The organism is Paenibacillus sp. EC2-1, assembly GCF_049311625.1.
Classification (GTDB): Bacteria; Bacillota; Bacilli; order Paenibacillales; family Paenibacillaceae; genus Paenibacillus_AQ.
Window position 1 is genome coordinate 4627501 of the sequence record NZ_CP186006.1, and the last position, 20660, is coordinate 4648160.

Annotated in this window: 26 protein-coding genes (1 of these 26 running past the window's edge); 2 read left to right on the top strand and 24 right to left on the bottom strand. The window is 44.6% G+C overall.

The genetic code is table 11. From position 1 onward, the window contains the following. Positions 1 to 50: the 5' end (the start) of a hypothetical protein gene (locus ACK8P5_RS21720; protein ID WP_422658298.1), read on the bottom strand. It extends 832 nt beyond the left edge of the window; the window shows 50 of its 882 coding nt (coding positions 1-50); its start codon is at positions 48 to 50; its stop codon lies beyond the left edge, outside the window. 118 nt (positions 51 to 168) lie between these two features. Here ACK8P5_RS21720 and ACK8P5_RS21725 point away from each other — a divergent pair, with 118 nt between their 5' ends. Next, positions 169 to 552, top strand: a complete 384-nt coding sequence (locus tag ACK8P5_RS21725) for a YgzB family protein (RefSeq protein ID WP_422658299.1) — start codon at positions 169 to 171, stop codon at positions 550 to 552. A gap of 145 nt (positions 553 to 697) precedes the next feature. Here the strand turns inward: ACK8P5_RS21725 and ACK8P5_RS21730 are convergent, their stop codons facing one another. The 20 genes from ACK8P5_RS21730 to ACK8P5_RS21825 all read right to left on the bottom strand — a co-directional run bounded on the left by ACK8P5_RS21730 (position 698) and on the right by ACK8P5_RS21825 (position 15752). After that, on the bottom strand, positions 698 to 2314 hold the full coding sequence (locus ACK8P5_RS21730) for a glycosyl hydrolase family 18 protein (protein WP_422661544.1): 1617 nt from the start codon (positions 2312 to 2314) through the stop codon (positions 698 to 700). 188 nt (positions 2315 to 2502) lie between these two features. Further along, positions 2503 to 2922, bottom strand: coding sequence for a peroxide-responsive transcriptional repressor PerR (gene perR, locus ACK8P5_RS21735; RefSeq protein ID WP_422658300.1), 420 nt, complete (start codon positions 2920 to 2922; stop codon positions 2503 to 2505). Positions 2923 to 3011: 89 nt separating this feature from the next. After that, on the bottom strand, positions 3012 to 4328 hold the full coding sequence (locus tag ACK8P5_RS21740; protein WP_422658301.1) for a DUF4097 family beta strand repeat-containing protein: 1317 nt from the start codon (positions 4326 to 4328) through the stop codon (positions 3012 to 3014). 33 nt (positions 4329 to 4361) lie between these two features. Further along, positions 4362 to 4976 carry a hypothetical protein gene (locus ACK8P5_RS21745; protein ID WP_422658302.1) on the bottom strand — a complete coding sequence of 205 codons (615 nt, stop codon included), beginning with the start codon at positions 4974 to 4976 and terminating at the stop codon, positions 4362 to 4364. 152 nt (positions 4977 to 5128) lie between these two features. Continuing rightward, a complete protein-coding gene (locus tag ACK8P5_RS21750; RefSeq protein ID WP_422658303.1) occupies positions 5129 to 5842 on the bottom strand; it encodes an MgtC/SapB family protein in 714 nt (237 codons plus the stop codon). An 18-nt stretch (positions 5843 to 5860) separates the two neighbouring features. Beyond that, positions 5861 to 6325 (bottom strand): GNAT family N-acetyltransferase, encoded by a 465-nt coding sequence (locus tag ACK8P5_RS21755; RefSeq protein WP_422658304.1) that lies wholly within the window; start codon positions 6323 to 6325, stop codon positions 5861 to 5863. Positions 6326 to 6469: 144 nt separating this feature from the next. Further along, positions 6470 to 7909 carry an Asp-tRNA(Asn)/Glu-tRNA(Gln) amidotransferase subunit GatB gene (gene gatB, locus ACK8P5_RS21760; protein ID WP_422658305.1) on the bottom strand — a complete coding sequence of 480 codons (1440 nt, stop codon included), beginning with the start codon at positions 7907 to 7909 and terminating at the stop codon, positions 6470 to 6472. 32 nt (positions 7910 to 7941) lie between these two features. Beyond that, a complete protein-coding gene (gene gatA / locus ACK8P5_RS21765) occupies positions 7942 to 9396 on the bottom strand; it encodes an Asp-tRNA(Asn)/Glu-tRNA(Gln) amidotransferase subunit GatA (RefSeq protein ID WP_422658306.1) in 1455 nt (484 codons plus the stop codon). A gap of 22 nt (positions 9397 to 9418) precedes the next feature. Beyond that, on the bottom strand, positions 9419 to 9706 hold the full coding sequence (gene gatC, locus ACK8P5_RS21770; RefSeq protein ID WP_422658307.1) for an Asp-tRNA(Asn)/Glu-tRNA(Gln) amidotransferase subunit GatC: 288 nt from the start codon (positions 9704 to 9706) through the stop codon (positions 9419 to 9421). A 138-nt stretch (positions 9707 to 9844) separates the two neighbouring features. Next, a complete protein-coding gene (locus ACK8P5_RS21775; protein ID WP_422658308.1) occupies positions 9845 to 10228 on the bottom strand; it encodes an ATPase in 384 nt (127 codons plus the stop codon). Positions 10229 to 10327: 99 nt separating this feature from the next. Next, entirely contained in the window at positions 10328 to 11104 is a 777-nt protein-coding gene (locus tag ACK8P5_RS21780; RefSeq protein WP_422658309.1) for an ABC transporter permease, read from the bottom strand. Then, complete coding sequence (locus ACK8P5_RS21785) at positions 11101 to 12027, bottom strand: ATP-binding cassette domain-containing protein (protein ID WP_422658310.1); 927 nt, start codon at positions 12025 to 12027, stop codon at positions 11101 to 11103. The genes ACK8P5_RS21780 and ACK8P5_RS21785 overlap by 4 nt, the downstream gene beginning before the upstream one ends. After that, positions 12024 to 12218, bottom strand: a complete 195-nt coding sequence (locus ACK8P5_RS21790) for a PLDc N-terminal domain-containing protein (protein ID WP_422658311.1) — start codon at positions 12216 to 12218, stop codon at positions 12024 to 12026. The genes ACK8P5_RS21785 and ACK8P5_RS21790 overlap by 4 nt, the downstream gene beginning before the upstream one ends. A gap of 44 nt (positions 12219 to 12262) precedes the next feature. Continuing rightward, a complete protein-coding gene (locus ACK8P5_RS21795; protein WP_422658312.1) occupies positions 12263 to 12475 on the bottom strand; it encodes a hypothetical protein in 213 nt (70 codons plus the stop codon). After that, positions 12472 to 12810: a YxlC family protein gene (locus tag ACK8P5_RS21800; protein ID WP_422658313.1), complete on the bottom strand. Its 339-nt coding sequence runs from the start codon at positions 12808 to 12810 to the stop codon at positions 12472 to 12474. The genes ACK8P5_RS21795 and ACK8P5_RS21800 overlap by 4 nt, the downstream gene beginning before the upstream one ends. Positions 12811 to 12812: 2 nt before the next feature. Then, positions 12813 to 13340 (bottom strand): RNA polymerase sigma factor SigY, encoded by a 528-nt coding sequence (sigY, locus tag ACK8P5_RS21805; RefSeq protein WP_422661545.1) that lies wholly within the window; start codon positions 13338 to 13340, stop codon positions 12813 to 12815. Positions 13341 to 13566: 226 nt separating this feature from the next. After that, a complete protein-coding gene (locus ACK8P5_RS21810) occupies positions 13567 to 13761 on the bottom strand; it encodes a hypothetical protein (RefSeq protein ID WP_422658314.1) in 195 nt (64 codons plus the stop codon). Positions 13762 to 13934: 173 nt separating this feature from the next. Beyond that, the gene (locus ACK8P5_RS21815; RefSeq protein WP_422658315.1) at positions 13935 to 14570 is read right to left on the bottom strand and encodes an MBL fold metallo-hydrolase; all 636 of its coding nucleotides are present in this window, start codon (positions 14568 to 14570) and stop codon (positions 13935 to 13937) included. A 4-nt stretch (positions 14571 to 14574) separates the two neighbouring features. Then, positions 14575 to 15141 carry a thioredoxin family protein gene (locus tag ACK8P5_RS21820; RefSeq protein ID WP_422658316.1) on the bottom strand — a complete coding sequence of 189 codons (567 nt, stop codon included), beginning with the start codon at positions 15139 to 15141 and terminating at the stop codon, positions 14575 to 14577. Positions 15142 to 15143: 2 nt separating this feature from the next. After that, a complete protein-coding gene (locus tag ACK8P5_RS21825; protein ID WP_422658317.1) occupies positions 15144 to 15752 on the bottom strand; it encodes a DedA family protein in 609 nt (202 codons plus the stop codon). Positions 15753 to 15905: 153 nt separating this feature from the next. Here ACK8P5_RS21825 and ACK8P5_RS21830 point away from each other — a divergent pair, with 153 nt between their 5' ends. Further along, positions 15906 to 16220 (top strand): hypothetical protein, encoded by a 315-nt coding sequence (locus ACK8P5_RS21830; RefSeq protein ID WP_422658318.1) that lies wholly within the window; start codon positions 15906 to 15908, stop codon positions 16218 to 16220. On the opposite strand, the gene ACK8P5_RS21835 is transcribed toward ACK8P5_RS21830, so the two are convergent. The 3 genes from ACK8P5_RS21835 to ACK8P5_RS21845 form a co-directional block, all read right to left on the bottom strand. Continuing rightward, the gene (locus ACK8P5_RS21835; RefSeq protein WP_422658319.1) at positions 16198 to 18351 is read right to left on the bottom strand and encodes an O-antigen ligase family protein; all 2154 of its coding nucleotides are present in this window, start codon (positions 18349 to 18351) and stop codon (positions 16198 to 16200) included. The genes ACK8P5_RS21830 and ACK8P5_RS21835 overlap by 23 nt on opposite strands. A 174-nt stretch (positions 18352 to 18525) precedes the next feature. Further along, positions 18526 to 19746, bottom strand: a complete 1221-nt coding sequence (locus ACK8P5_RS21840) for a class I SAM-dependent methyltransferase (protein WP_422658320.1) — start codon at positions 19744 to 19746, stop codon at positions 18526 to 18528. 85 nt (positions 19747 to 19831) lie between these two features. Beyond that, positions 19832 to 20512: a DUF6483 family protein gene (locus ACK8P5_RS21845; protein ID WP_422658321.1), complete on the bottom strand. Its 681-nt coding sequence runs from the start codon at positions 20510 to 20512 to the stop codon at positions 19832 to 19834. Between the last annotated feature and the right edge of the window lie 148 nt (positions 20513 to 20660).

The following is a 20660-nucleotide window of genomic DNA, read 5'->3' on the forward strand; positions in this document are numbered from 1 at the left end:
TCATTGTCAACCGAATTGCTATAATAAAAAGAAAAGTTGGTTAATTCCACGATTCCCTCCATACATTTCTTGGCGAATTTTGGCCAATTCAGTTATAATGTAATTCTACATGTCCATGTAAGTTCCTTCTTTTATAGAATAACTATTTGAATGACAGGAGCACTTATCATGATCTTTAAAACTGCAAAGATTAATGCTTTTCGTACTTGGGGCTTGTTGCTGACAATGATCGGCATGGGTCTTATGGTACTCGGGACAGCTGGTATCGTCTTCTGGGGCCAATCTGGAAAAATCGTTGCCGGTATCGGTCTCGTGCTTGGACTAATCACCATGATGGGGAGCCTAGGTATCTACTTCTGGGCAGGCATGCTTTCTACAAGCGCTGTTCAACTCCAATGCCCTGAATGTTCAAAACTGACGAAAATGCTCGGAAAAACAGACCGCTGCATGTTTTGTCGAACGATGTTGACGTTAGATCCTAACGTAGCAAATGTAACAGCTGAAGAACTCGAAGCTCAGCAGGCTGCTGCTAAATCAACAGAAAACTTCTGATCGAGCGGAAACTACAACAGAGACCAATCATAATCATATTTGTACAGAAATTTAGGCACTAGCCGCTTACAAAGCGATTTAAACGTACAATAGACAAAGGACCGATCCCAAAAGGGTCGGTCCTTTGTCGTAACAAAAAGAATAATTAATTATGAATACCTTTTAACACATGCCAAGCCTCTTGAACAGCAAGGCTACGTGTCCACGATGCAACTCCACCCAGCTCAAGCGATTGCGCCATCTCAACTCGAGCCTTGAGTGAGGTTTCGTCTTCAATCCAAATTCTTTTCAGTGTCTTCTCTTCTTTGTACTCTACATAATTCTGTCCAGCAGCTGCATCAAACTGAGGTTCAAGTTTCTTCTCAAGGATCAACTTTCGAATCGTGTCCATGCCAACGGCAGTTGAGGACACCTTGCCCCCTCCATTCTCACCCTGTTCTGTCCATATACGTGTATACATAGGTATACCCAGAATCAATTTAGATGATGGAACATCATCTTCTTCAATAATCCGCTCTATCGTTCTTCTCGACCAGGACAATGAAGATACTGATCCGGCTTTTGGGCTCGAAGCCCAATGTTCGTCGTACGACATAACCATCATGTAATCTACAGCCAATGCGAGTTCACGGCGATCTAGGAATGCTGACCACATTTCACTATTTGATTTTGGCGTCACATCAATAGATATAATAAGTCCTTTTTGCTGAGCTAGAGGTTTCATTTCTCTCATGAACTGAACAAGGTTTTCTTTATCTTTTGTATACACGTTCTCAAAATCGATATTAATGCCGTCCAACTTATATTTCTCAGCATACTGAAGAATCTGTGTTATTGCACGAGACCTGGTTTCAAAAGATGATAAAAAGGAAGTGGTGATATCGGGATCAAAGCTATTACTCATAAGAGCCCATACCTCCATCTTTTGACCATGTGCCCACTGCACATATTCCGGGTCCGCCTTCGAATCGACGTTTCCTTCGCCATCCACTACACTAAACCAAGTAGGACTAACCACATTGATTCCTGGCAGTTTGCCAATAGATTTCGGATCTGGTCTTCGGGAATAAACAGCTTCCCATACCAGATTCACTGACTTTCCTTTCCACTCGGATTCAGCTCTTGAGACAGGTGCGGGCAAAGTATCAACCTGCTTTTCGCCTTGTGATTCGATCTGATCTGTCTTTACATAACCGGTAAACCCAGAATCCGTCTGCACAAAATACCAACCTTGCTCCTCTCCCCACACACGAAGCCGCTCACCTGCAGGCATGTCCATAAGAATTGGAGACTTTACGGAAGCCCCCTCTCTTAAAGCCACTGTATCTCCGCTCTTGGAAGGCTGAGCTTGAGCAAGTGTGATACGGTCACCAGCATTCATCAGAATGACGGCACTGTTCTCTCCTTCCTGATGTACAGTAATACCATAGGCTTTTTTCAAAGGAACTATAGGCACATAAACCACACCATTGATTAGTTCAGGCGCTTCCGAGAAGGAAGTGTTCTTTCCGTTCCATTTCCCTTCAATACGATCTATCTTCATACGTGCAACTGTTGAGGCTGTTGTTAATATGATTGATTTCGTTTCTTTCTCATAACGTATATGTGAATCGACGACCTCTTGCAATACAGGCAGTGGAAGCTTTAAATCTTCTCCCGAGCCCATTGCCGGGTAGTCCATCATCTTTCCTTGTACAAAAATCGGTTGTTTCATCCCTCGCCAGTCTGGCTCGGTATGTGTAGAATTCGGAAGCCTGTCCATCACTCCCCACCAAAGTCCTGCCACAATAAGAATGATGCCAAATAATACAGACTTCCGCCCACGACGGCGTCTTCTCTGTCTACTTCTAACTGCCAATACTGTCCCCCCGTTTCAATCCATTTGTTGTGTATATAAAAAAATAAAAACGTGTGGAATCTGTTATTCCGCACGTTTTATGAGAACAGATATTATTTACAGGATTTGCAGATCCCGTACAGTTCCATTCGAAGCCCATTAACCTGAAATCCCGTGCTCTTCTCTGCCTCACGTTCTACATCTGCCAAAGAAGGATAACTGAAGTCCTCTATTTTGCCGCACTTTTCGCAAATCACATGATAATGATCGGAAACGTTGGCATCAAACCGGCTGGAGTTATCGCCGTAGGTAAGTTCACGCACCATGCCCGCTTCGATAAACATTTTCAAATTGTTATATACTGTGGCTACGCTCATACTTGGAAACTTAGGTTCCAGAGCACGATATATATCATCAGCAGTCGGATGACCCATCGATTCCACCAAATAGGCTAAAATCGCATGACGTTGCGGCGTAATGCGGACACCAGTTGTTTTCAATTGTTCCAGTGCATGCTGCACGGCCGTTCCCATGTTGTCCACCGCCTTCATAGAATCAAGATTGTATTACTTAAAGTTTAAAACAGCTTATTTTTTATTGTACGGCTACCTTCGGAATTTTGTCAATGTGGAAGGGGCGTCTGCCCACGTTCAATTGGAATATCATACTTCGGGTAACTTTTAAAGATGTTAAGGTCACTGTTGCCCTCAATCTTGAGGTTAAACTCACCCGTTCCTTGTGTTCCCCGTACCGTCTTTTGCTCGACCGTAAAATACGGAATTTCCGTCTGGATGCTTCCATAGTTGATCACACCTTCAAAGTTGTAATCCCCTACCACAGGAATGTGAACATTCATCTCTCCTACACCACTGTATACATTCCAATCACCACCGATAAGTCCGGAGCGTACATCTATACTTCCGTTGAGTGATTCAACATTTAGATTCTTTTCAGCGTCATACACCTTTATATTTCCATTCCGGGTCTTCAAGTCAATGTCTTTTGAAAATCTTTTTGCTAAAATATTGCCGACTTGCGTAGTAAATATACCATTACCTGTAACGTCAAATGCCTTTACATTGCCACGATTCGTAGATAACTTCACATCACCCATTACATTTCGTACGTTCAGATCACCATTTAGTGTTTTGCCCGTCACATCTCCGTAAACACGACTTAGAGTGATTGGCCCATTTCCGCTCTCTAGCACAATATTACTGATTGCCTGTACATTCAACAATTTCAATGCACCATTCATCGTGCGAATCTCTAAATTAAAGCGTCGGTCGTCCGGGATTGCGATATTCAGGTTCATCTTGGGCTGTCTTTTTCCAGATTGGCCATAAGCTTTACCCTTCGCCCGAATAATAATCGTATTCCCTTCGTCTGCTTCGACGGTCGACTGCTCTGCGATCCCTTCTGCCACTCCCTTATCCTCTTGATCCACCCATATTTCTGTATCCACGATAATATGATCTACATCCGACTTATAAAGCGTAATATCTCCATTCAAGTGATCTATCATGATTTTACCCGTGTTTAGAGAAACCGGAATTTCTAACGCTTTCAACTGAAAGCTATTATCCGCAGCTTCACTATAATCAACTCCGGCTGCCGTCAAATTCAAACTAACCCTATTCCAAAGATGAAGAAAATGTTCTTGTTGAGTCACAACAAAGACTGAAGCAACTATACATACTGAAATGATTACTCCACGAAAATCGCCACGAAAACGAAATTCTCCCTGTCGTCTCTGGATATAAGATGCCGTGAATCGCAGTAAATACTCGATGCCCCAAATGATAAATAGGGCCGGCCACCATTTGAGCAGCAGAAAAATATGATCTGTACCATTTAATTCATCTGCAAGTAAAAGAGCTCCGGTAACGATAAGCAAAACGGATGCCGTATACCGTCCAATTCTAATTCTGTGCTTCATCCCTCTTCCCCCTACTCTCGTATTCCGGCATGACTATGACCGTTTTCGATTACGTCCTGTTTCACGAATCACAGCCAATAGTCCACCAAGGATAAGTAGTACGGCGGTTATCTCTGCGCCATAATCACGTATTCCAACTTGTAGCCACTGCGGTTTCTGATGAAATAAAATCAGAAGTACTCCACCCCCTACAAGCATCAAACCAAATGAAAGCCCACGTTCCCCCTGAAACGGATTTGCTCTAGAAGGCTTGTCATCTTGAATGTTCGTGGTGAGTGCTGTAGTTTCCTCACGCCGACGCCGGGAGAGTATAAAATCTGCCGTTTGAAGTACATCGTATACGTTATAAAAGTATCCGATTGGAATGAGTAGACCCAGTATAATAAGTAACGGCACATTGATCTGCATACCGATGGATGAGAAATATAACATTGCCGATATATCAAGTATAAGCAGCATAATAAATGTAATTCCTTTACGATATAGGCCCAAGTAGACATGTCCCATCCCCGGGAACAGAGCTGCTAGCAAGAGTGCGGGGAATTTTCGCCGTCTTCTCTGTAAGCCCGAATGCTTTTTTACCCTTAGCGTTCTTTTCAATTTCGACTTCGGCTTATGTATTGGTGCTTGATGCTCCGGTACACTCATGAGATGTTCTCCTTCCCGTTCAATAGTACGTACACTTGTCTTGATAGTACCCTAAACGAAAGGCACAGTAACTGTAAAATAAATGGATAACCTATAAAATAAAAAAAGCCACTGCCCTTCATTTATTAGGGAGTGGCATTTCTCTCTGTGATCTATTCTGCAGTCACCATCGTCACTCCACCCATATCACGGACCTGTTGAGTCAGTCTTACAGGATCGAATTTCCTGTCCGACAGCACTTGTAATGAGATTTCAACACCTGCGATGGCCGGCTGAACATCTCCATATGGGATAGCGCTTCGTTCGTTAATAATCAGCTTCTTGATCACGCAGCCTTCATGCTTAAGCATTGCGGAAATACCATCTAAAAGTCCAGGAGCATTCGAAGCATGTATTGTAATGAGGTGAAGCTTACTCCCCCGAATGTAGCGCTGCTCCAATTTATTGAACACAACCAGATTTAGAAGAATCAGCATCGTAGAAACGATAGCGGCAAAGTAAAATCCTGCTCCTATAGCAAGGCCAACTGCTCCAACCACCCAGATCGACGCAGCTGTTGTAAGTCCTGTAATGGATTTACCCGTAAACAAAATGGTACCAGCGCCAAGGAAACCAATTCCTGTAATTACAGCTGTCGCCAGACGGGCGGGGTCAATTCGCACATTTACCTCTTTCACAAAATCTGTAAAGCCATAAATCGAAAGCAACATAATAAGGGTCGAGCCTAGACATACCAAAATATGAGTTCGAAGTCCTGCTGCATGATTAGAGCGTTCACGTTCCAGCCCAATTAATCCTCCCATTAACATGGAGAGAAGTAATCGTACCAGAATATTTAAATTATCAATAACCCAAGGGTTATTCAAAGCCGTCCCTCCTTTTTTCTAGGTGTTAGTGATAGAGAGATAAAACTCCGTTAGCTCCACACCTGGCGCCACTTCAAATGTATGTACCGGTGTGAACCCAAATTTTTTGTACAAACTGACCGCTGGGGTGTTCTTTGTTCCCGTCGATACGATAAACAACGAGGTGTTCGCATACGTATCCAGTATATATCGTATCAGACTTGCTGCAATCCCTTTTCTAAAATGAGCAGGATGTACCATCATTCTAGAAATTGTCACCTGAGTATCTTCCTTTTCCACTGCAATAGCACCAATCAATTCTTCATCTTCATTAAACACACCATAAAAATCTTCGCCACTTGCTGAAATGGTATCGAATGTGTCCATAAGCGGGGGGAGTTCTGTGAAACCGATCAATTTTCCCTCTAAAGGATACGCCATGTGCTGCAATGCCCATATTTGTTGTACCATGTCACGACTCTCTAATGACAAAGAACGTATCATCCCCTCTAACCTCCTGTAGTACTGCCTCTAAAAAGCCCGTACTTATATATAATCCCTATGAAGCTAAATGATAACGAGAAAGCTCTAATCAGAAAAAGAACTCGCCTGATTTCACAGGCAAGCTCATCTTCACAAATTTATATATTAACTATTCAATACATCAACCAGCAATTGATTAGCAAGCGCCGGATTGGCTTTACCTTTACTCTCTTTCATAACCTGACCCACGAGAAAACCAATCGCTTTCTGTTTCCCCGCTTTATAGTCCTCAACGGACTGAGGATTAGCAGCGACCACTTGCTCTACAATCGCTTTGATTGCTCCTTCATCACTGATCTGAACGAGCCCTTGCTCTTCCACGATCGCTTGAGGAAGTTTACCCGTCTCAAGCATTGCTTTAAAGACAGTCTTTGCGATCTTGCTGCTGATCGTACCCTTTTCAATTAAACCTATCATCTCGCCGAGGCCTTGTCCGGTGATCTTCACCTGTGATAGCTCAAGGTTGTTAGCATTCAGGTAACCCATCAGATCACCCATAATCCAGTTAGCAACGGATTTGGCATCTTTCGTATAGTTAAGGCTATCCTCAAAGAAATCAGCCAGTGGTTTCGAAGCAGTAATAACTCCAGCATCATAATCCGGTAGACCATATTCGGATGTATAGCGAGCCTTACGTGCGTCAGGTAGCTCTGGAATCGTAGCTCGTACTGTCTCTTTCCACTCATCACTAATTCGTACCGTCACCAAGTCTGGATCTGAGAAGTAGCGATAGTCGTGAGCTTGTTCCTTACCACGCATGGAAAGAGTCTTTCCTTGAGCTTCATCCCAGCGGCGAGTTTCCTGAACAATCACACCGCCCTCATCAAGAGTTTCAGCTTGTCTATATTCTTCATATTCCAATCCACGCTGAACACCACGGAATGAGTTCATATTCTTAAGCTCAGCTTTCGTTCCAAGCTCTTTCTGTCCCCAAGGACGAAGACTGATGTTAGCATCACATCTTAGTGAGCCCTCTTCCATCTTCACATCAGATACATCACAGTACTGCATGATCGCACGAATCTTTTCTAGATAAGCCTTAGCTTCTTCCGGTGAAGAGATGTCCGGCTCAGACACAATCTCCACAAGTGGAGTACCCACACGGTTAAAATCAACGAGTGATGCATAGCCTCCATCGACATGTGTCAATTTACCCGCATCTTCCTCCAAGTGAAGACGTGTGATTCCGATTCGTTTTGTCTTGCCATCCACTTCAATGTCGATCCATCCATTCAAGCCGATTGGCTGATCGTTCTGCGAAATTTGATACGCTTTTGGCGAATCTGGATAGAAGTAATTCTTTCGGTCAAACCTGCTAACGTCTCCAATTGTACAGTTGAGAGCCATCGCTGCTTTGATCGCATATTCTACGGCCTGACGGTTCAGTACCGGCAGCACACCAGGATGCCCTAAACAAATCGGACACGTATGTGTGTTAGGTGGAGCTCCAAACTCCGTGGAGCATCCACAAAATATTTTGGAATTCGTATGCAATTCAACGTGAACCTCAAGTCCGATTACCGTTTCATATTTAGATGTAGACATGTCTTTGTTTCCCTCCTTCTCTGACGGGCACTTTATAGCGTAGGCCGCTGTTTGTGGTGTTCAGTATTTTGTTCATAAGCGTGAGCAACACGCAGTACAGTAGACTCATCAAAAGCTTTACCTATCACCTGCATACCGACAGGCATACCACCTGCAAAACCGCAAGGAACACTAATGGCAGGCACACCTGCAAGGCTGACCGGAATAGTCAATATATCGTTCAAATACATCGTCAGCGGATCATCAACCTGAGCTCCGAGTTTGAAAGCCGTTGTAGGTGCTGTTGGTCCGATGATGACATCATATTGTTCGAATACTTTATCGAAATCTTGCTTAATGAGTGTCCGCACCTTTTGTGCCTTCAAATAGTAAGCATCATAGTAACCGGAACTAAGTGCATAAGTTCCTAGCATAATCCGGCGCTTCACTTCATCACCGAAGCCTTGGCTACGGGATTCATGATATAGATCTAACAGGTTTCCTGTATCGATACGTTGTCCATAACGAACCCCATCAAAACGAGCCAGGTTCGAAGATGCCTCTGAGGAAGCGAGCAGATAATAAGTAGCCACGGCATATTCTGTATGCGGCAAGGATACCTCTTCCCATACTGCGCCCAAACCTTCAAGAACCTTCAAAGCGTTCATTACACTTTCTTTCACTTCAGGGTCGACGCCTTCACCCAAGTATTCTTTAGGAACAGCAATACGAAGTCCGGAAATATCTCCGCTGAGTGCGCTAGCATAATCAGGGATGTCCACTTTCGCAGAGGTCGAGTCCATGGAGTCATAACCAGCAATCGCTTGTAGCACGTACGCAGAATCTTCAACATTTTTAGTTAAAGGTCCGATCTGATCAAGCGACGAGGCAAAAGCAACTAAACCAAAACGGGATACAAGGCCGTATGTAGGCTTCAGACCAACAACGCCACAGTATGAAGCTGGCTGGCGGATAGATCCGCCTGTATCTGATCCGAGTGTGAAGTATGCTTCTCCCGCAGCAACAGCTGCTGCCGATCCACCACTTGATCCCCCAGGTACTCGCTCCAGATTCCATGGATTATGAACTGGAGAAAAGCTCGAATTCTCATTCGATCCGCCCATGGCAAATTCATCCATGTTGAGCTTACCAAGCGTTACTGTATCAGCCGCACGAAGCTTAGACGTAACGGTAGCATCATAAACTGGATTAAAATTAGACAAGAACTGGCTTGCACAAGTTGTACGAAGTCCTTCCGTCACAATATTATCCTTAATACCCACTGGTAGGCCGAACAAAGGGCCCCGAGCTTCACCCGAAACCAGCTTGTCATCAAGCCGCTTCGCTGCACGGCGAGCTCCATCCTCATTCAGTGTAATATAAGCCTTTACTCGATCTTCACGCTCCTGGATATTTTGAAATGCGTGATCTACCAGATCGGTAACCGATAGCTCCTTCTCTTGCAGCTTGTTATGTATCTCTGACAATTTATAATCAAACAGACTCAAGACTGTGTCCTCCCTTCAATTTCTACTCTAGTACCGCTGGTACTTTAAACTGTCCATCTTCCTCGTCTGGTGCATTAAGAAGTACCTTCTCAATCGGTAAGCTTTCACGCACCTCGTCTTCTCGCATCACATTGCTAAGATCAAGTACATGCGTTGTAGGCTGTACACCTTCTGTGTCCAATTCATTTAACTTCTCGGCATATTGTAAAATTGCGTTCAGCTGGCCGGTGAACATTTGCTCTTCCTCCGGTGTCAAATTCAGACGGGCTAGCTTAGCAACATGCTGAACGTCTTTCGGTGTAATGTTCATCATTTTCACTCCTCTTCGTTCCCCTTCTATACTAAAGGGATAAAGTCTGCGGATAACTTTTCTCATTATATTGTAGAAACATGGACAATTCAATCATAAGGGATATTGCAAAAAGAGCCGGCCCTTAGGCCGACTCTCTTAAATCCAAGCTCGAAGATTCACTTGTTTGATGAAGTCTGCCTGAGACAATGTTTCCTGTGTCTCTTCTTCTTCCTCTTCGGCGGATTCCACATCCCCGTTCATCAATTGATGAAACAACTTTTCATTATATGTCGACAGGGCAAAATCGATCAGCGCTTCCCGCTCGACACGCTCGGCTTCCTGCTTCAACACAACAGATTCCAGTTCAATATCATCAGCTGGAACAAAAAAATTACGGTTGAGAGACGGAATTCGAACCACGTAATCGAACGCGTTGTCCGGATTTCGATCATATGCAATCACATAGGCATACTGACCAATCGGAAGATTCTGCTCAAAGGTGTCCTCGATGATTGTAACCTTTTCCCCTAAACGCAGCATCGTCTACCTCCTGAGATGTCATTCTTTTATCTCAATAGTCTACTAAAAAGTAATAGAGATGTCCATGCTGTTTACATAAAAGCTAATGCAGCATTGATTCTAAACCTGCGAGGATAAGGGTCTCTGTCTTAATAACTTCGCTCCTATGGCAACGGACAGTATCAAAATGATCACTGCAGACCAGACAGGTGCCCATGTTATAACGCCACTTCCCGTAAGCCAATCTACTGCAATTTGACTAAGTCTTCCTGGATTCCACATCCAGTTGGAAGGGAGTAGGCTGGAGAGCAATGAGCAAACAGCTGCTATGCCTAGACTAATAAAGGCTACGGCAGGCCCTTTAAGTACTGCACCAAGTGGCAGCACAAGCGTCACAATCCAGGCGAGCCATAGGGCATAAATTGCACCTGCCCCCATAAGCATATCCCATTCCACCGGGCCAATTAACTGATAAGTATAGTAAGCCGATCCCGCCAATCCGATTCCAATGGAAAGCAAGAGTATGGTCATCATCGCTGCCCATTTGGCAGTGATTACAGAAACGGTTGAAACCGAGCGAGCCAGTACCAATTCTATCGTACCCGTCGCGCGTTCACCGGCGACTACATTCATTGCAGATAACACGAGAACCAGAAGTCCAATCGTACTGAACTGACTTAAGGTTGCAGCAATAACCTCTGCAGGCGGTGGTGTTGTAAACAATGCAGCTGCTTCAGGCGGAATATCCCCTGACATGCTAAGAATTTCTGGTAGATAGACTGTTGTCACCGGCTGCATGATGCCAAGCAGTAAGAAAACGATGGGCACCCATATGAATTTATGGTTACGCCAAGCTTCAAGCATTTCCTTCTGATAATAGATCCAAATTCCTTTCATGAGCCCACCACCTTCATAAACATATCTTCAAGTGAGGATGCTCCAGCTTCAAAACGTAGAAGTCCAATTCCCGTATCGGAAATCTCGCGAAGTAGAGTCGTTCGGGCAAGATCCATATCTGTTACGAATAACTTGGCTCCGTATGCCCCAAACTCTGACTCTTCTACAAATTCACGATCGGTCAGACTATTTAGCCATTTCTTCTCTCGTTCCCTATGCTCCACCTCAATAATCAACACGGGTTGACGATATTTCATGCGTAGCTCCGCAAGCGTGCCGCTCTCTGCCATTCGCCCATCTACCATAAGTACCATATCATCACAGATTTCTTCAGCATCATGAAGCACATGTGTAGAAAATAAAATTGTAACATCTCCACGTAGTGTAGTCATGAGATCCATAACCTCTCGACGTCCAATTGGATCAAGCGCCGATACCGGTTCATCGAGCAAAATTAGCTCTGGATTATGAACAAGGGCCTGTGCAATACCGAGCCTTTGCTTCATTCCTCCGGAGTAACCAGATATGCGGCGTTTGGCGGCTTGCTGTAGACCGACCATCTCCAGCACCTCCGAGCTTCGCTCTGCTGCTTTACGTTTCGAAAGCCCTGACAGTTTGGCACTAAAATTCAAATATTCGATCCCAGACATCCAACCATAAAACTTCGGGTACTGTGGTAAATAACCGATACGATTTCTCCAGTTGATTATCGGTTCTGCCCCAGCGGGTATATAAGATATTTCTCCTTGCGTAGGTGAGAGAAGTCCTGCCAGCATACGTAATGTCGTTGTTTTGCCAGCACCATTTGGACCGAGAAGTGCAGTGCAGCTTCCACGCTGTAACACGAACGACAATTCATTAACAGGTACTACACTTCCGATTCTTTTGGTGAGATCTCTAATTCTAAGCAGCTCATTCGTCATACTTCCTTCCTCCCAGCAACAAAGTAAGCGATGCTACCTACTATATTTAATAGTACAATGATGAGCACCCACATCCATTTCGGACCACGCAAGTTCGCCGTCTCTACCTTATATAAGGATATCAACGCAGTAACCATCAGTACGAACTGTAATGCAATCAGAGGCCAGATTAATCCCCAGTTGATATTCATATCCATTCCAATCACCTAACTTTCTTTATCATATATAGAAGCAATTAATTTTTTCGATAATCTCGGCGAATCACAATGAGCCAATACAGCAGTAGTGGAACAGGTAGCGATATTGATCCCCATAATCCCCAGAACCAAGCCATTTTGCCTAAATCTCGACTTCTTGCATTCCGGAAAAGCCATGCTCCCTGTAGTAATACAAGTATACAAAGCAAGACCAACAGCCACAGTGGGAGTGTGCTTATATCTTCCTTCATTGGATCTCCCTCTTCCCTTTACCTCTAACTCCCTCGCTAAATAACAAAATAGCGATGCCTGTTAACAAGCTAATTCCGTGAATAATTAAGAAAACTCTTGGTATTGCTAATGCTGCCATCAAACAGCTACCCACGATGAACACCGCAACCAAGAGAAAAATCAAAAACTCTTTTCTCTGCCGGAGATGACGATTCTTAGCAGTTCGCACAGCCAACATCTCCAGTTCCTCGAAGGAGGGGGAATTCACCTCTTCAAACATCTGATCCAATCGATCAAATTGACGATTTAAGCCTTCCATCCACAGTTCATCCTCAAGCTTAGGATCCTTCCCCATGTTCACTCATCTCCTTTTCGTAATTGTCGTATACCGTAGGCTACTCGCGATTTCACTGTACCTGCTGGAATGCCGAGCATTTCACCGATCTCATCATATCCATATCCGTAATAGTGCTTAAGCAATATAGCAACACGATGTTCTTCCGTTAATTCGGACAAGCCTTGGAGTAAATCGTTCCACTCCGCTCCCCGGTATTCCACTTGCCATCGCATAGCTCTTGCTGTTTGCTGTTGTTCCTGCACAAGCCATGCTTTCTCCCGTTTCTTCTTCCTAGTCCCATCAATATATAGTCGAGTAGCAATCGTAATCATCCAGGATGTGAACGAGGAAGTGCCATTATATCGAGAGATGTTCTCCATACATCGCACAATGGTATCCTGTGCAGTGTCCTCAGCCAGCATGGGGTCCATCGTTACCTTAATTAGGTACTTATATAGGAAGGAGTAGTGCTTCTTGAACAACAGAGCCATTGCAGCTGTATCTCCTTGTTGTGCTCTGCAAATTAAATCCTTGTCATCAAGGACCATGATGTATCCATCACCTTCTTTCACGTTCTACCTTAATACGTTTAGGATGATCATTTCGTTCAAATCAATCTATAAATTTATCGTGCACTAAAAAGTTACGGATTAGATCAATCTTTCAAAAATATGTATGCATTTAAGGCCATCGTACGTTGATAACATGAAAAAAGAAGCCCTCCCCAAGCAAAACAATCTACTTACGGGAAGACTTCTTATTCTTACTTTCTTCTTATCTATGTCGAAGATTCTGTAAACGATGGTGCCAAGGCTGTCGAAATAAACTTGCACCACTAATAAATCGATCCCAAACAACCTTGGAATTCTTCTCCGTCTCTATTAAGCGATATAATTCTGTGCTATCAGCGATTTGTTCACACCGAACGATGAAAGAATTGTCCAAAAGCGATAGGTCATCATACTTCACAACATTTCCCCCTACACCCTGCCAAATATGAGCGCATAAAAAAAGAACGCAAACCGGGATGTACTCCACAGTCTGCGTGCTTCGCAATGGTTATCAATTAATTAACCGTATTGTATCAATCTTGTCTTCATTTGTCTAGCATTAAGCCTCATTATTTGTCGGATATTTCCTATTTAGCTATTCGCCGAAATATATGGGTTCCTCTGTTTCTCATAACCGATGGTTGTACGAGGACCGTGTCCTGGATAAACTGTGACTTCATCAGGGAAAGTATAGAGCGTATTCTGAATCGAATCGATCAGATCACGTTCACGTCCACCCGTTAAGTCTGTTCGACCCACACCCATCCGGAATAACACATCCCCAGAGAACAAATCATTCCCACACAAAAAGCTAACACTTCCTGGAGAGTGACCCGGTGTATGATACACCGTAAAGGTATGACCAATGAAGTTCAGCTTCTGCCCAGCGGCAAGATCGAATTCAGCTGGATCTGTAGATAGAGGTGGACTTACCTCTGGCCAATTCAATGAGCCGTTTAATTTCGGATTCCCGAGCCAATCACTTTCCAGATCATGCAGATAGACCGGGCAGCCTTTAAGTTTCCGAATTTCTTCTACGCCACCCATGTGGTCAAAATGAGCATGCGTCAGTAAAATGGCTTCGATATCTAAATCAGCAATCCGTCTAACAAGTGCTCCAGGATTCATACCCGGATCTATAATGATAGCTTTGCCTTCCTCTGATCCAGTTATTAAATATGCATTCGTCTGTAACGGTCCTAGGTTAAATGTTTCAATATTCAGCATGTCATTAAAACCCTGAGATCAATTCACGCAGTTCTGAGATAATGACTGCGCTAGACTCTTTTCCTTCCCCATATGCTTGTATCATCTCTTGGCGAACCCGTGCCATCTTCTCCTGATAATCGGGGGCTTCACGATCACTGTTATCCTTCTTGAACTCGATCATATACTTCTGAACATGTGCAGGTCTTGGTCCCCACTGACCAAGTACGTAACCGCCAGTATCTGCAAAAATAACAATTGGAACGGAGCGTCCTCCCATGGTCAGAAACTGATCCATCACATCTAAATGCTGCTCCATTACGAGCACTTCGGTGTCGAACCCCGCCGTTTCAAGTGCATGGAAGACTACCGGTACATTACGAACTACATCTCCACACCAATCCGCAGCTAGAATAAGCACACGAATATCATCTCGAAACTGAAGACTTTCGAAGAATTCACGATCCTCATCATGATTCCATGAGAATTGATCATAATTAGTTTGAAACTCTTCCTTATTCTTCTCCATCCCCTCCATAAACTGCTTCGGGGAAATTCCGGTACCTAGCTTGTGAGATAAATCAACTGCCATATTTAAGACCTCCCTTTTCTGGATCTAATCCATTTGATTACAAAATAAATAATCATAAGTGCTAACGCGCCAAGCAAAAAATCTCGAACAAATGGAGCTGCCTTCTCATCAATATTCTCCCATTGTTCTCCAAGCACCAGACCCAAATATAAAAATAACGCCGTCCATGGTATGACCGCCAGGGTGGTAAGAAGCGTAAAGCGCCAAACGTTCATCTTGGAAATGCCTGCCGGAATAGAAATCGCATGTCGTACGACGGGAACAAAACGGGCAGTAAAAATTACGCCTGTGCCGTACTTCTTAAACCAATCCTCAGCGTAATCGACATGCTTCTTCTTAATCAAGATATACTTCCCGTACTTATCGAGAATGGGCCTGCCGCCGTATCGTCCGATCCAATACACAAACAGCTGGGCCATAACCCCACCGATTGTACCGAAAATCATAGCTCCAAAAAAGTTGATCTCACCGATGAAAACGAGATACCCGCCATATGCAAGCACAATTTCACTCGGTATAACTTCAACCATAAGACCAAGCATAATACCGAAATACCCTAGGCTCTGTATCCAGTCAAACAATCGTCCGACCAAATCATAAACAACCTCCACGTTCTCCCCTCTTCCTGACAAGCCATCGCTCTTTATATTAACTTATTCTATCACAGCTCTGGACATGCCTTCTAGTGAGCCCAATTGATTCGTCGCTTGTGACTCTGGCCTGTATTATCACATATGGTAAGTTAAAAGGAGTGAGCACAACTTATGCATACATCTCACAATAAGCAGACTGGCAGTCGCCCACCCACACCCAGAGGCATTCGTAGAGCCTGCGGCAAGGAACTGTACCGGACGACAAAGCGACTCAAGCAGTATGTTTCACCCGAATTAATCAAACAGGGGGAAGATCTGTATTATCGAAAAGTGATTGGTAACCTCATCTGGATTCACGATAACTACAGTAATAAAAAAGCGCTGTGTGACTGGTGGGAGAAAGAGGTATGTGCTGAACTTTCTGAACTATGGCAAATACCTGAAAAACCGCTGGCTTCCGCGTTTAGAGATGCTTTTGGCGGATAACAAGCGGTTGTACATTTATAGATTTAATCATTCGTTCCAGTCTTTCGCCTTCTAGTGTCGCTTGTTGTGTAATCCGGAAATTCCGATCATTTCGGACCTTAACATCTGCTACAAGTAGCTCCCCCCTATTTCGATACAATTCATAGAGACCGAGCGCGGCATATGCTGTGTGTACAGCTACTTCTTCTCTGCCTGAAGCCCACTGCTTCTGAGCGATATTCGCTAGATAAAATACAGCTTGTGTATGTTTGGTAGCATTATATTTGTCGTTATTTAAGCTGATTCGATACCATTTTGCAGCTTGTACAGCATCTCCGCTCATCGCATGTAGTTCAGCCATTCTCCAAGTGAGTTCCGGATGACCCGGTGAGCGGTTAAGACTATTCATCAAAAGAAGGACCGCTTCGTCTGTTGAAAGTTGATTGGACAGCAGCAATACAGGTTCTACTGAAGCAGGGTTCCAGCTTATTGCTGATTTCAACAACTTTTCACGCTCTCCCATGTTCGAAGAATGCATTGCCTGTTCATACGCATGGTTACCCTTCCAGTATAAAAAAGCCAGCGCTGTCCAAACGGTTATTCCAACCATGCTTATTATTAATACATGACGCAGGTTGAAGGTTCGATGTGGCTGAGATAAAAGTGTGATCTTGAGGTTTATTTCTTTCCTCTCACTCTCATCTCCCATTACAGCAAGCCAAAGAAGCAGAAGCCATATCAAACCAAAGCTCCAATCAAAGTCGATCATACTATGAAGTAATAGGACTAGGAATGAAGGAAGTAGGCGTGGGCAATTACGGCGAATTCGGAATGCAGCCATGAACAGTAATGTTAAGACGATCAAAAGACCGATGCTACCGATGTTTAACAGTAAATCGATGTAGCCGCTATGGACTTCAGAACCCACATAAGGCTCTGACTGAATTGCTCGGTATGATAGGCGCCATGTGTCTCCACCTTGTCCAAACCATGGTGCGGACCGAAATAAAACCCACGCATCCTTATACATAAGCTGACGGGCACTCATCGTCTCTCCTTCTCCTGCTAAACGTGAGCCCACCGGGATTAATACCGTAAGTAATGCAATGATGTAACAAACGGCTGCCGTGATCAGCCTAACTGGATGCGAGTGAACGGCGTCCTGTGGCTGAGCAGAAGCCATGCTATGCGAATGCCCGAGGGCGGAACTCGCGGTAGCGGGTAGCCCCCTGCCGGGGCTGTGCTTCGCAGCCCGGCATAGCAACAGGCCGGCGAACATGCTGCCGGCCCAAAGCCCGGCCAGCCATAGCAGGCCGGGCAACACCGCTGGAGCCAGCTGGACGATTGCCAGCTGGCGGTAGAGCAGTGCCGCGCCTAGTATGGGCGCGGCAGCAGCCGCAAAGATCGGCGCCGCGAAGCGCCGATCTGCGGCCAGCCCGGCCGCGCACGCTAGTGCGGCCGCGATCCAGGCGCCGCGCGACTCCGTCAGGAGCAGCGCGGCGGTGTATGGCGCGAGCGGCAGCAATGCCGCCGCAGCGCGAAGCCAGGAAGCCCGCCCGCGGAGCGCGGCGGGCAGCGCAAACAGCCGCTCGAGCAGCATGGCGGCCATCACTGCCCCGAACGCGTTCGGGTATTGCATCAGACCGCCAAGCCTCGCGCCGGTAGCGCTAATGGAAAGATCATCCGTACGAAATATCCCGTACGGCACATCAAGCAGTCCGTATACGGACAGAAATGCACTGCCACACAAAATCATACCGGTTGTATGCCAAACCCATCGGAGCAGCTTACCATCATCTCGCCCTCTTTTAACGATCCAGGCAATCCATAGAATACTGCCAAACAAACCCCAGCGAATAATTTCATCCCCAGTTCCCTTCATAGACAAAGGTTTATTCACCCCGTGCCATGTGTAAATGAACAGCATAAATCCTGTAAGAATCAACAATGGAAATAGTGGGCTTTTATGCTGGATTGAAATTTTTTTATCACCAAAAGCTAAATAAACCATAAGGAATAGCAGACAGACTACTCCCCAAAATGTGCTGATTGCATATACATCCCGATCAAAAAACAATCCAGCACGCAGACTGGCACTCCACATCACAAGCATTAGTATCCATACACCCATATACTGAACTACCTTATTCATGAATTCCCCCCTTCCACATTGAAGATCCGTGTTTATCGCTTTCCATATCTCCATTGTGGTCGAGCACCAAACATTGTATTCGAACGTTAGGCTTGGAAAATCGTAATTCATAAAGTAAAAAAAGCGGATTGATCTTGGTCAAGTCCAAGGTCAATCCGCTATATAAAACTTCATCTACTTCACTTCATCATTTGCTTCTTCCGATAGTCTTGCTTGTGGAATCAGATCCCGGCAAGCTTTCTCCAAATATGGAGCAGCGCTCAAGAAATCCCTAAATGCCGTATATTCCTGCCACAACCTATCCTTATCTCCAGCCGTTCCCTTCACAGCCCGAATGAGGATGTTTTTCGGTGTGTGCTCCATATCAATAAACTCTAGCAACTGAGTACGATACCCCATGATATCAAGCAGCTTGGCACGGATCGCATCTGTTGCAAGTGCTGAAAAGCGCTCCTTCAAAATCCCATGAGACAAGAGAGGATCCATTACAGGATTCTTCACTTGTGAGAACAGCTCGTGCTGACAGCAAGGAACGGATAGAATAACCGATGCCCCCCAGCGAACTGCCTTTTCCAGAGCCGCATCTGTTGCCGTATCACAAGCGTGCAATGTAACCACCATATCTACTTGCTCTAATTCATCATAATCCGCAATGTCCCCGACAAGAAATTGCAATTGTGAATAATTCAGCTTTTTCGCCAGCAGACTACAGTGTTCGATGACATCTGCTTTCAGATCCAAACCGACGATTTTCAACGATCTTCGCACGGTGACCGCCAAATAGTGATAAAGGGCAAAAGTAAGATAGGATTTACCGCAGCCAAAGTCCACAATTGTCAACGGACGATCATCCGGCAAATGAGGAAGCACATCCTCAACCATTTCTAAAAAACGGTTGATCTGCTTAAACTTATCGTACTTTCTCGAAAAAACTTTCCCTTCGTCATTCATAATCCCAAGCTCTACTAAGAACGGGACAGGAGTCCCTTCTTCCAGTACATAGGTCTTTTTACGATTATGTGACATGTCACTTTGTGTCTTCGTAGGTGACTTGGTTAGAATAGACACCTTGTATTTTTTAGATACAAGCACCTGGTAATCTGCTTCAGGTGTACAGACGATCGCTTGTCGGAACGTTTCTTCCATTAGTTTCGTCATTACAGCTTCTGCTTCTTCAAAAGGCACATTCTGATGTGTTACCTTCGTTCCAGAATAGTAGGCAAATTGATAATGGAGCTTGTTTTTTAATTCAACGGGTTTAACCGTCACTTTCGTATAAGAAATCCCATCCCGCTTGCGCAGCTGGCTGAGGGTAGCTGTAATCAAAGATGTATCATCAATGATTTGGTGAATAAGTTTACGCAGTGCATCCAAGTGGGTACATCTCACTTTCATGTTGTATTTGCAGCCCATAAAACCACATTAAATATGATAACATCCCCGGTCAATGTTGCCCAAGTTATGCTTACAAATTTCTAGATTAACACCTGGTTATCTTCGGATCTATCCCATGTGAAAATCGTTCATTCCATTCCTTAAGTCCTTCCTCCACCTCGATCAGCGGAAGTCCTCCTCGCTCCAACACTTCCGGCTGAAGTGCAAGAAGTCGTTCATAGAAAAGCTTACCTATCTCATAGTCTAAAGCTTCACGTCCAAGCAGTCGATAGAGGCTGTCCTCTGCCGAAGCAAACTTGCCTTCTTGTACAGCGTATGTAAATAAAAGGTGTTCTGTCGCATCAGATAACTCCTGTATACGGACCCGCTTCAGGAGATCATTAATACGGTGCGGTAGATCGTATAAACGCGGATCACCACCATGTATCGATGCGGATAGATATAAGTGAAGGACCTTCACGAATAAAGTATTCCCTTCCTCCTGCTTATCCATATCCACAAGAATATCTGCCTCTTCCTCCAAAAGCCTCGCTGCACTCTGAAGCTTGTCCGCCTCAACGATTTCACCATTACGGAAGAGCTGAACGATGTCCTCTGGAGATAAAGAATGTAACAGTTTTGAATTCAGACGGAATTGACGACTTAGCATTTCATCGATTTCCCAGAGGGCTTCGGTATGCTTCTTCTGCTGCTTCAATCCGAATACCTTGGATAACATCTGTGTCATTTCCTCCACAAGACGAAGAAGATAATCCTTCCGATACATACCGCTTCCTCATTTCTAAACGAATCTCTTCCTATTAATACCCTTATAAATTGTAAAATATCTGTCTGTAGATTACCAGTACATGAATTCACTTACTAAATATAAAAAAGCCGGAGCATCTCATCTCCGGCTTCACACTTCTCACCTT

Bases quoted from the DNA above. Each gene is read 5' to 3' on its own strand.
- ACK8P5_RS21725 (WP_422658299.1), top strand. From the start codon at position 169: ATGATCTTTAAAACTGCAAAGATTAATGCTTTTCGTACTTGGGGCTTG.
- ACK8P5_RS21730 (WP_422661544.1), bottom strand. From the start codon at position 2,314: ATGGACAGGCTTCCGAATTCTACACATACCGAGCCAGACTGGCGAGGG.
- perR (WP_422658300.1), bottom strand. From the start codon at position 2,922: ATGGGAACGGCCGTGCAGCATGCACTGGAACAATTGAAAACAACTGGT.
- ACK8P5_RS21740 (WP_422658301.1), bottom strand. From the start codon at position 4,328: ATGAAGCACAGAATTAGAATTGGACGGTATACGGCATCCGTTTTGCTT.
- ACK8P5_RS21745 (WP_422658302.1), bottom strand. From the start codon at position 4,976: ATGAGTGTACCGGAGCATCAAGCACCAATACATAAGCCGAAGTCGAAA.
- ACK8P5_RS21755 (WP_422658304.1), bottom strand. From the start codon at position 6,325: ATGATACGTTCTTTGTCATTAGAGAGTCGTGACATGGTACAACAAATA.
- gatB (WP_422658305.1), bottom strand. From the start codon at position 7,909: ATGTCTACATCTAAATATGAAACGGTAATCGGACTTGAGGTTCACGTT.
- gatC (WP_422658307.1), bottom strand. From the start codon at position 9,706: ATGAACATTACACCGAAAGACGTTCAGCATGTTGCTAAGCTAGCCCGT.
- ACK8P5_RS21775 (WP_422658308.1), bottom strand. From the start codon at position 10,228: ATGCTGCGTTTAGGGGAAAAGGTTACAATCATCGAGGACACCTTTGAG.
- ACK8P5_RS21780 (WP_422658309.1), bottom strand. From the start codon at position 11,104: ATGAAAGGAATTTGGATCTATTATCAGAAGGAAATGCTTGAAGCTTGG.
- ACK8P5_RS21785 (WP_422658310.1), bottom strand. From the start codon at position 12,027: ATGACGAATGAGCTGCTTAGAATTAGAGATCTCACCAAAAGAATCGGA.
- ACK8P5_RS21790 (WP_422658311.1), bottom strand. From the start codon at position 12,218: ATGAATATCAACTGGGGATTAATCTGGCCTCTGATTGCATTACAGTTC.
- ACK8P5_RS21795 (WP_422658312.1), bottom strand. From the start codon at position 12,475: ATGAAGGAAGATATAAGCACACTCCCACTGTGGCTGTTGGTCTTGCTT.
- ACK8P5_RS21800 (WP_422658313.1), bottom strand. From the start codon at position 12,810: ATGGGGAAGGATCCTAAGCTTGAGGATGAACTGTGGATGGAAGGCTTA.
- sigY (WP_422661545.1), bottom strand. From the start codon at position 13,340: ATGGTCCTTGATGACAAGGATTTAATTTGCAGAGCACAACAAGGAGAT.
- ACK8P5_RS21815 (WP_422658315.1), bottom strand. From the start codon at position 14,570: ATGCTGAATATTGAAACATTTAACCTAGGACCGTTACAGACGAATGCA.
- ACK8P5_RS21820 (WP_422658316.1), bottom strand. From the start codon at position 15,141: ATGGCAGTTGATTTATCTCACAAGCTAGGTACCGGAATTTCCCCGAAG.
- ACK8P5_RS21830 (WP_422658318.1), top strand. From the start codon at position 15,906: ATGCATACATCTCACAATAAGCAGACTGGCAGTCGCCCACCCACACCC.
- ACK8P5_RS21835 (WP_422658319.1), bottom strand. From the start codon at position 18,351: ATGAATAAGGTAGTTCAGTATATGGGTGTATGGATACTAATGCTTGTG.
- ACK8P5_RS21840 (WP_422658320.1), bottom strand. From the start codon at position 19,746: ATGAAAGTGAGATGTACCCACTTGGATGCACTGCGTAAACTTATTCAC.
- ACK8P5_RS21845 (WP_422658321.1), bottom strand. From the start codon at position 20,512: ATGTATCGGAAGGATTATCTTCTTCGTCTTGTGGAGGAAATGACACAG.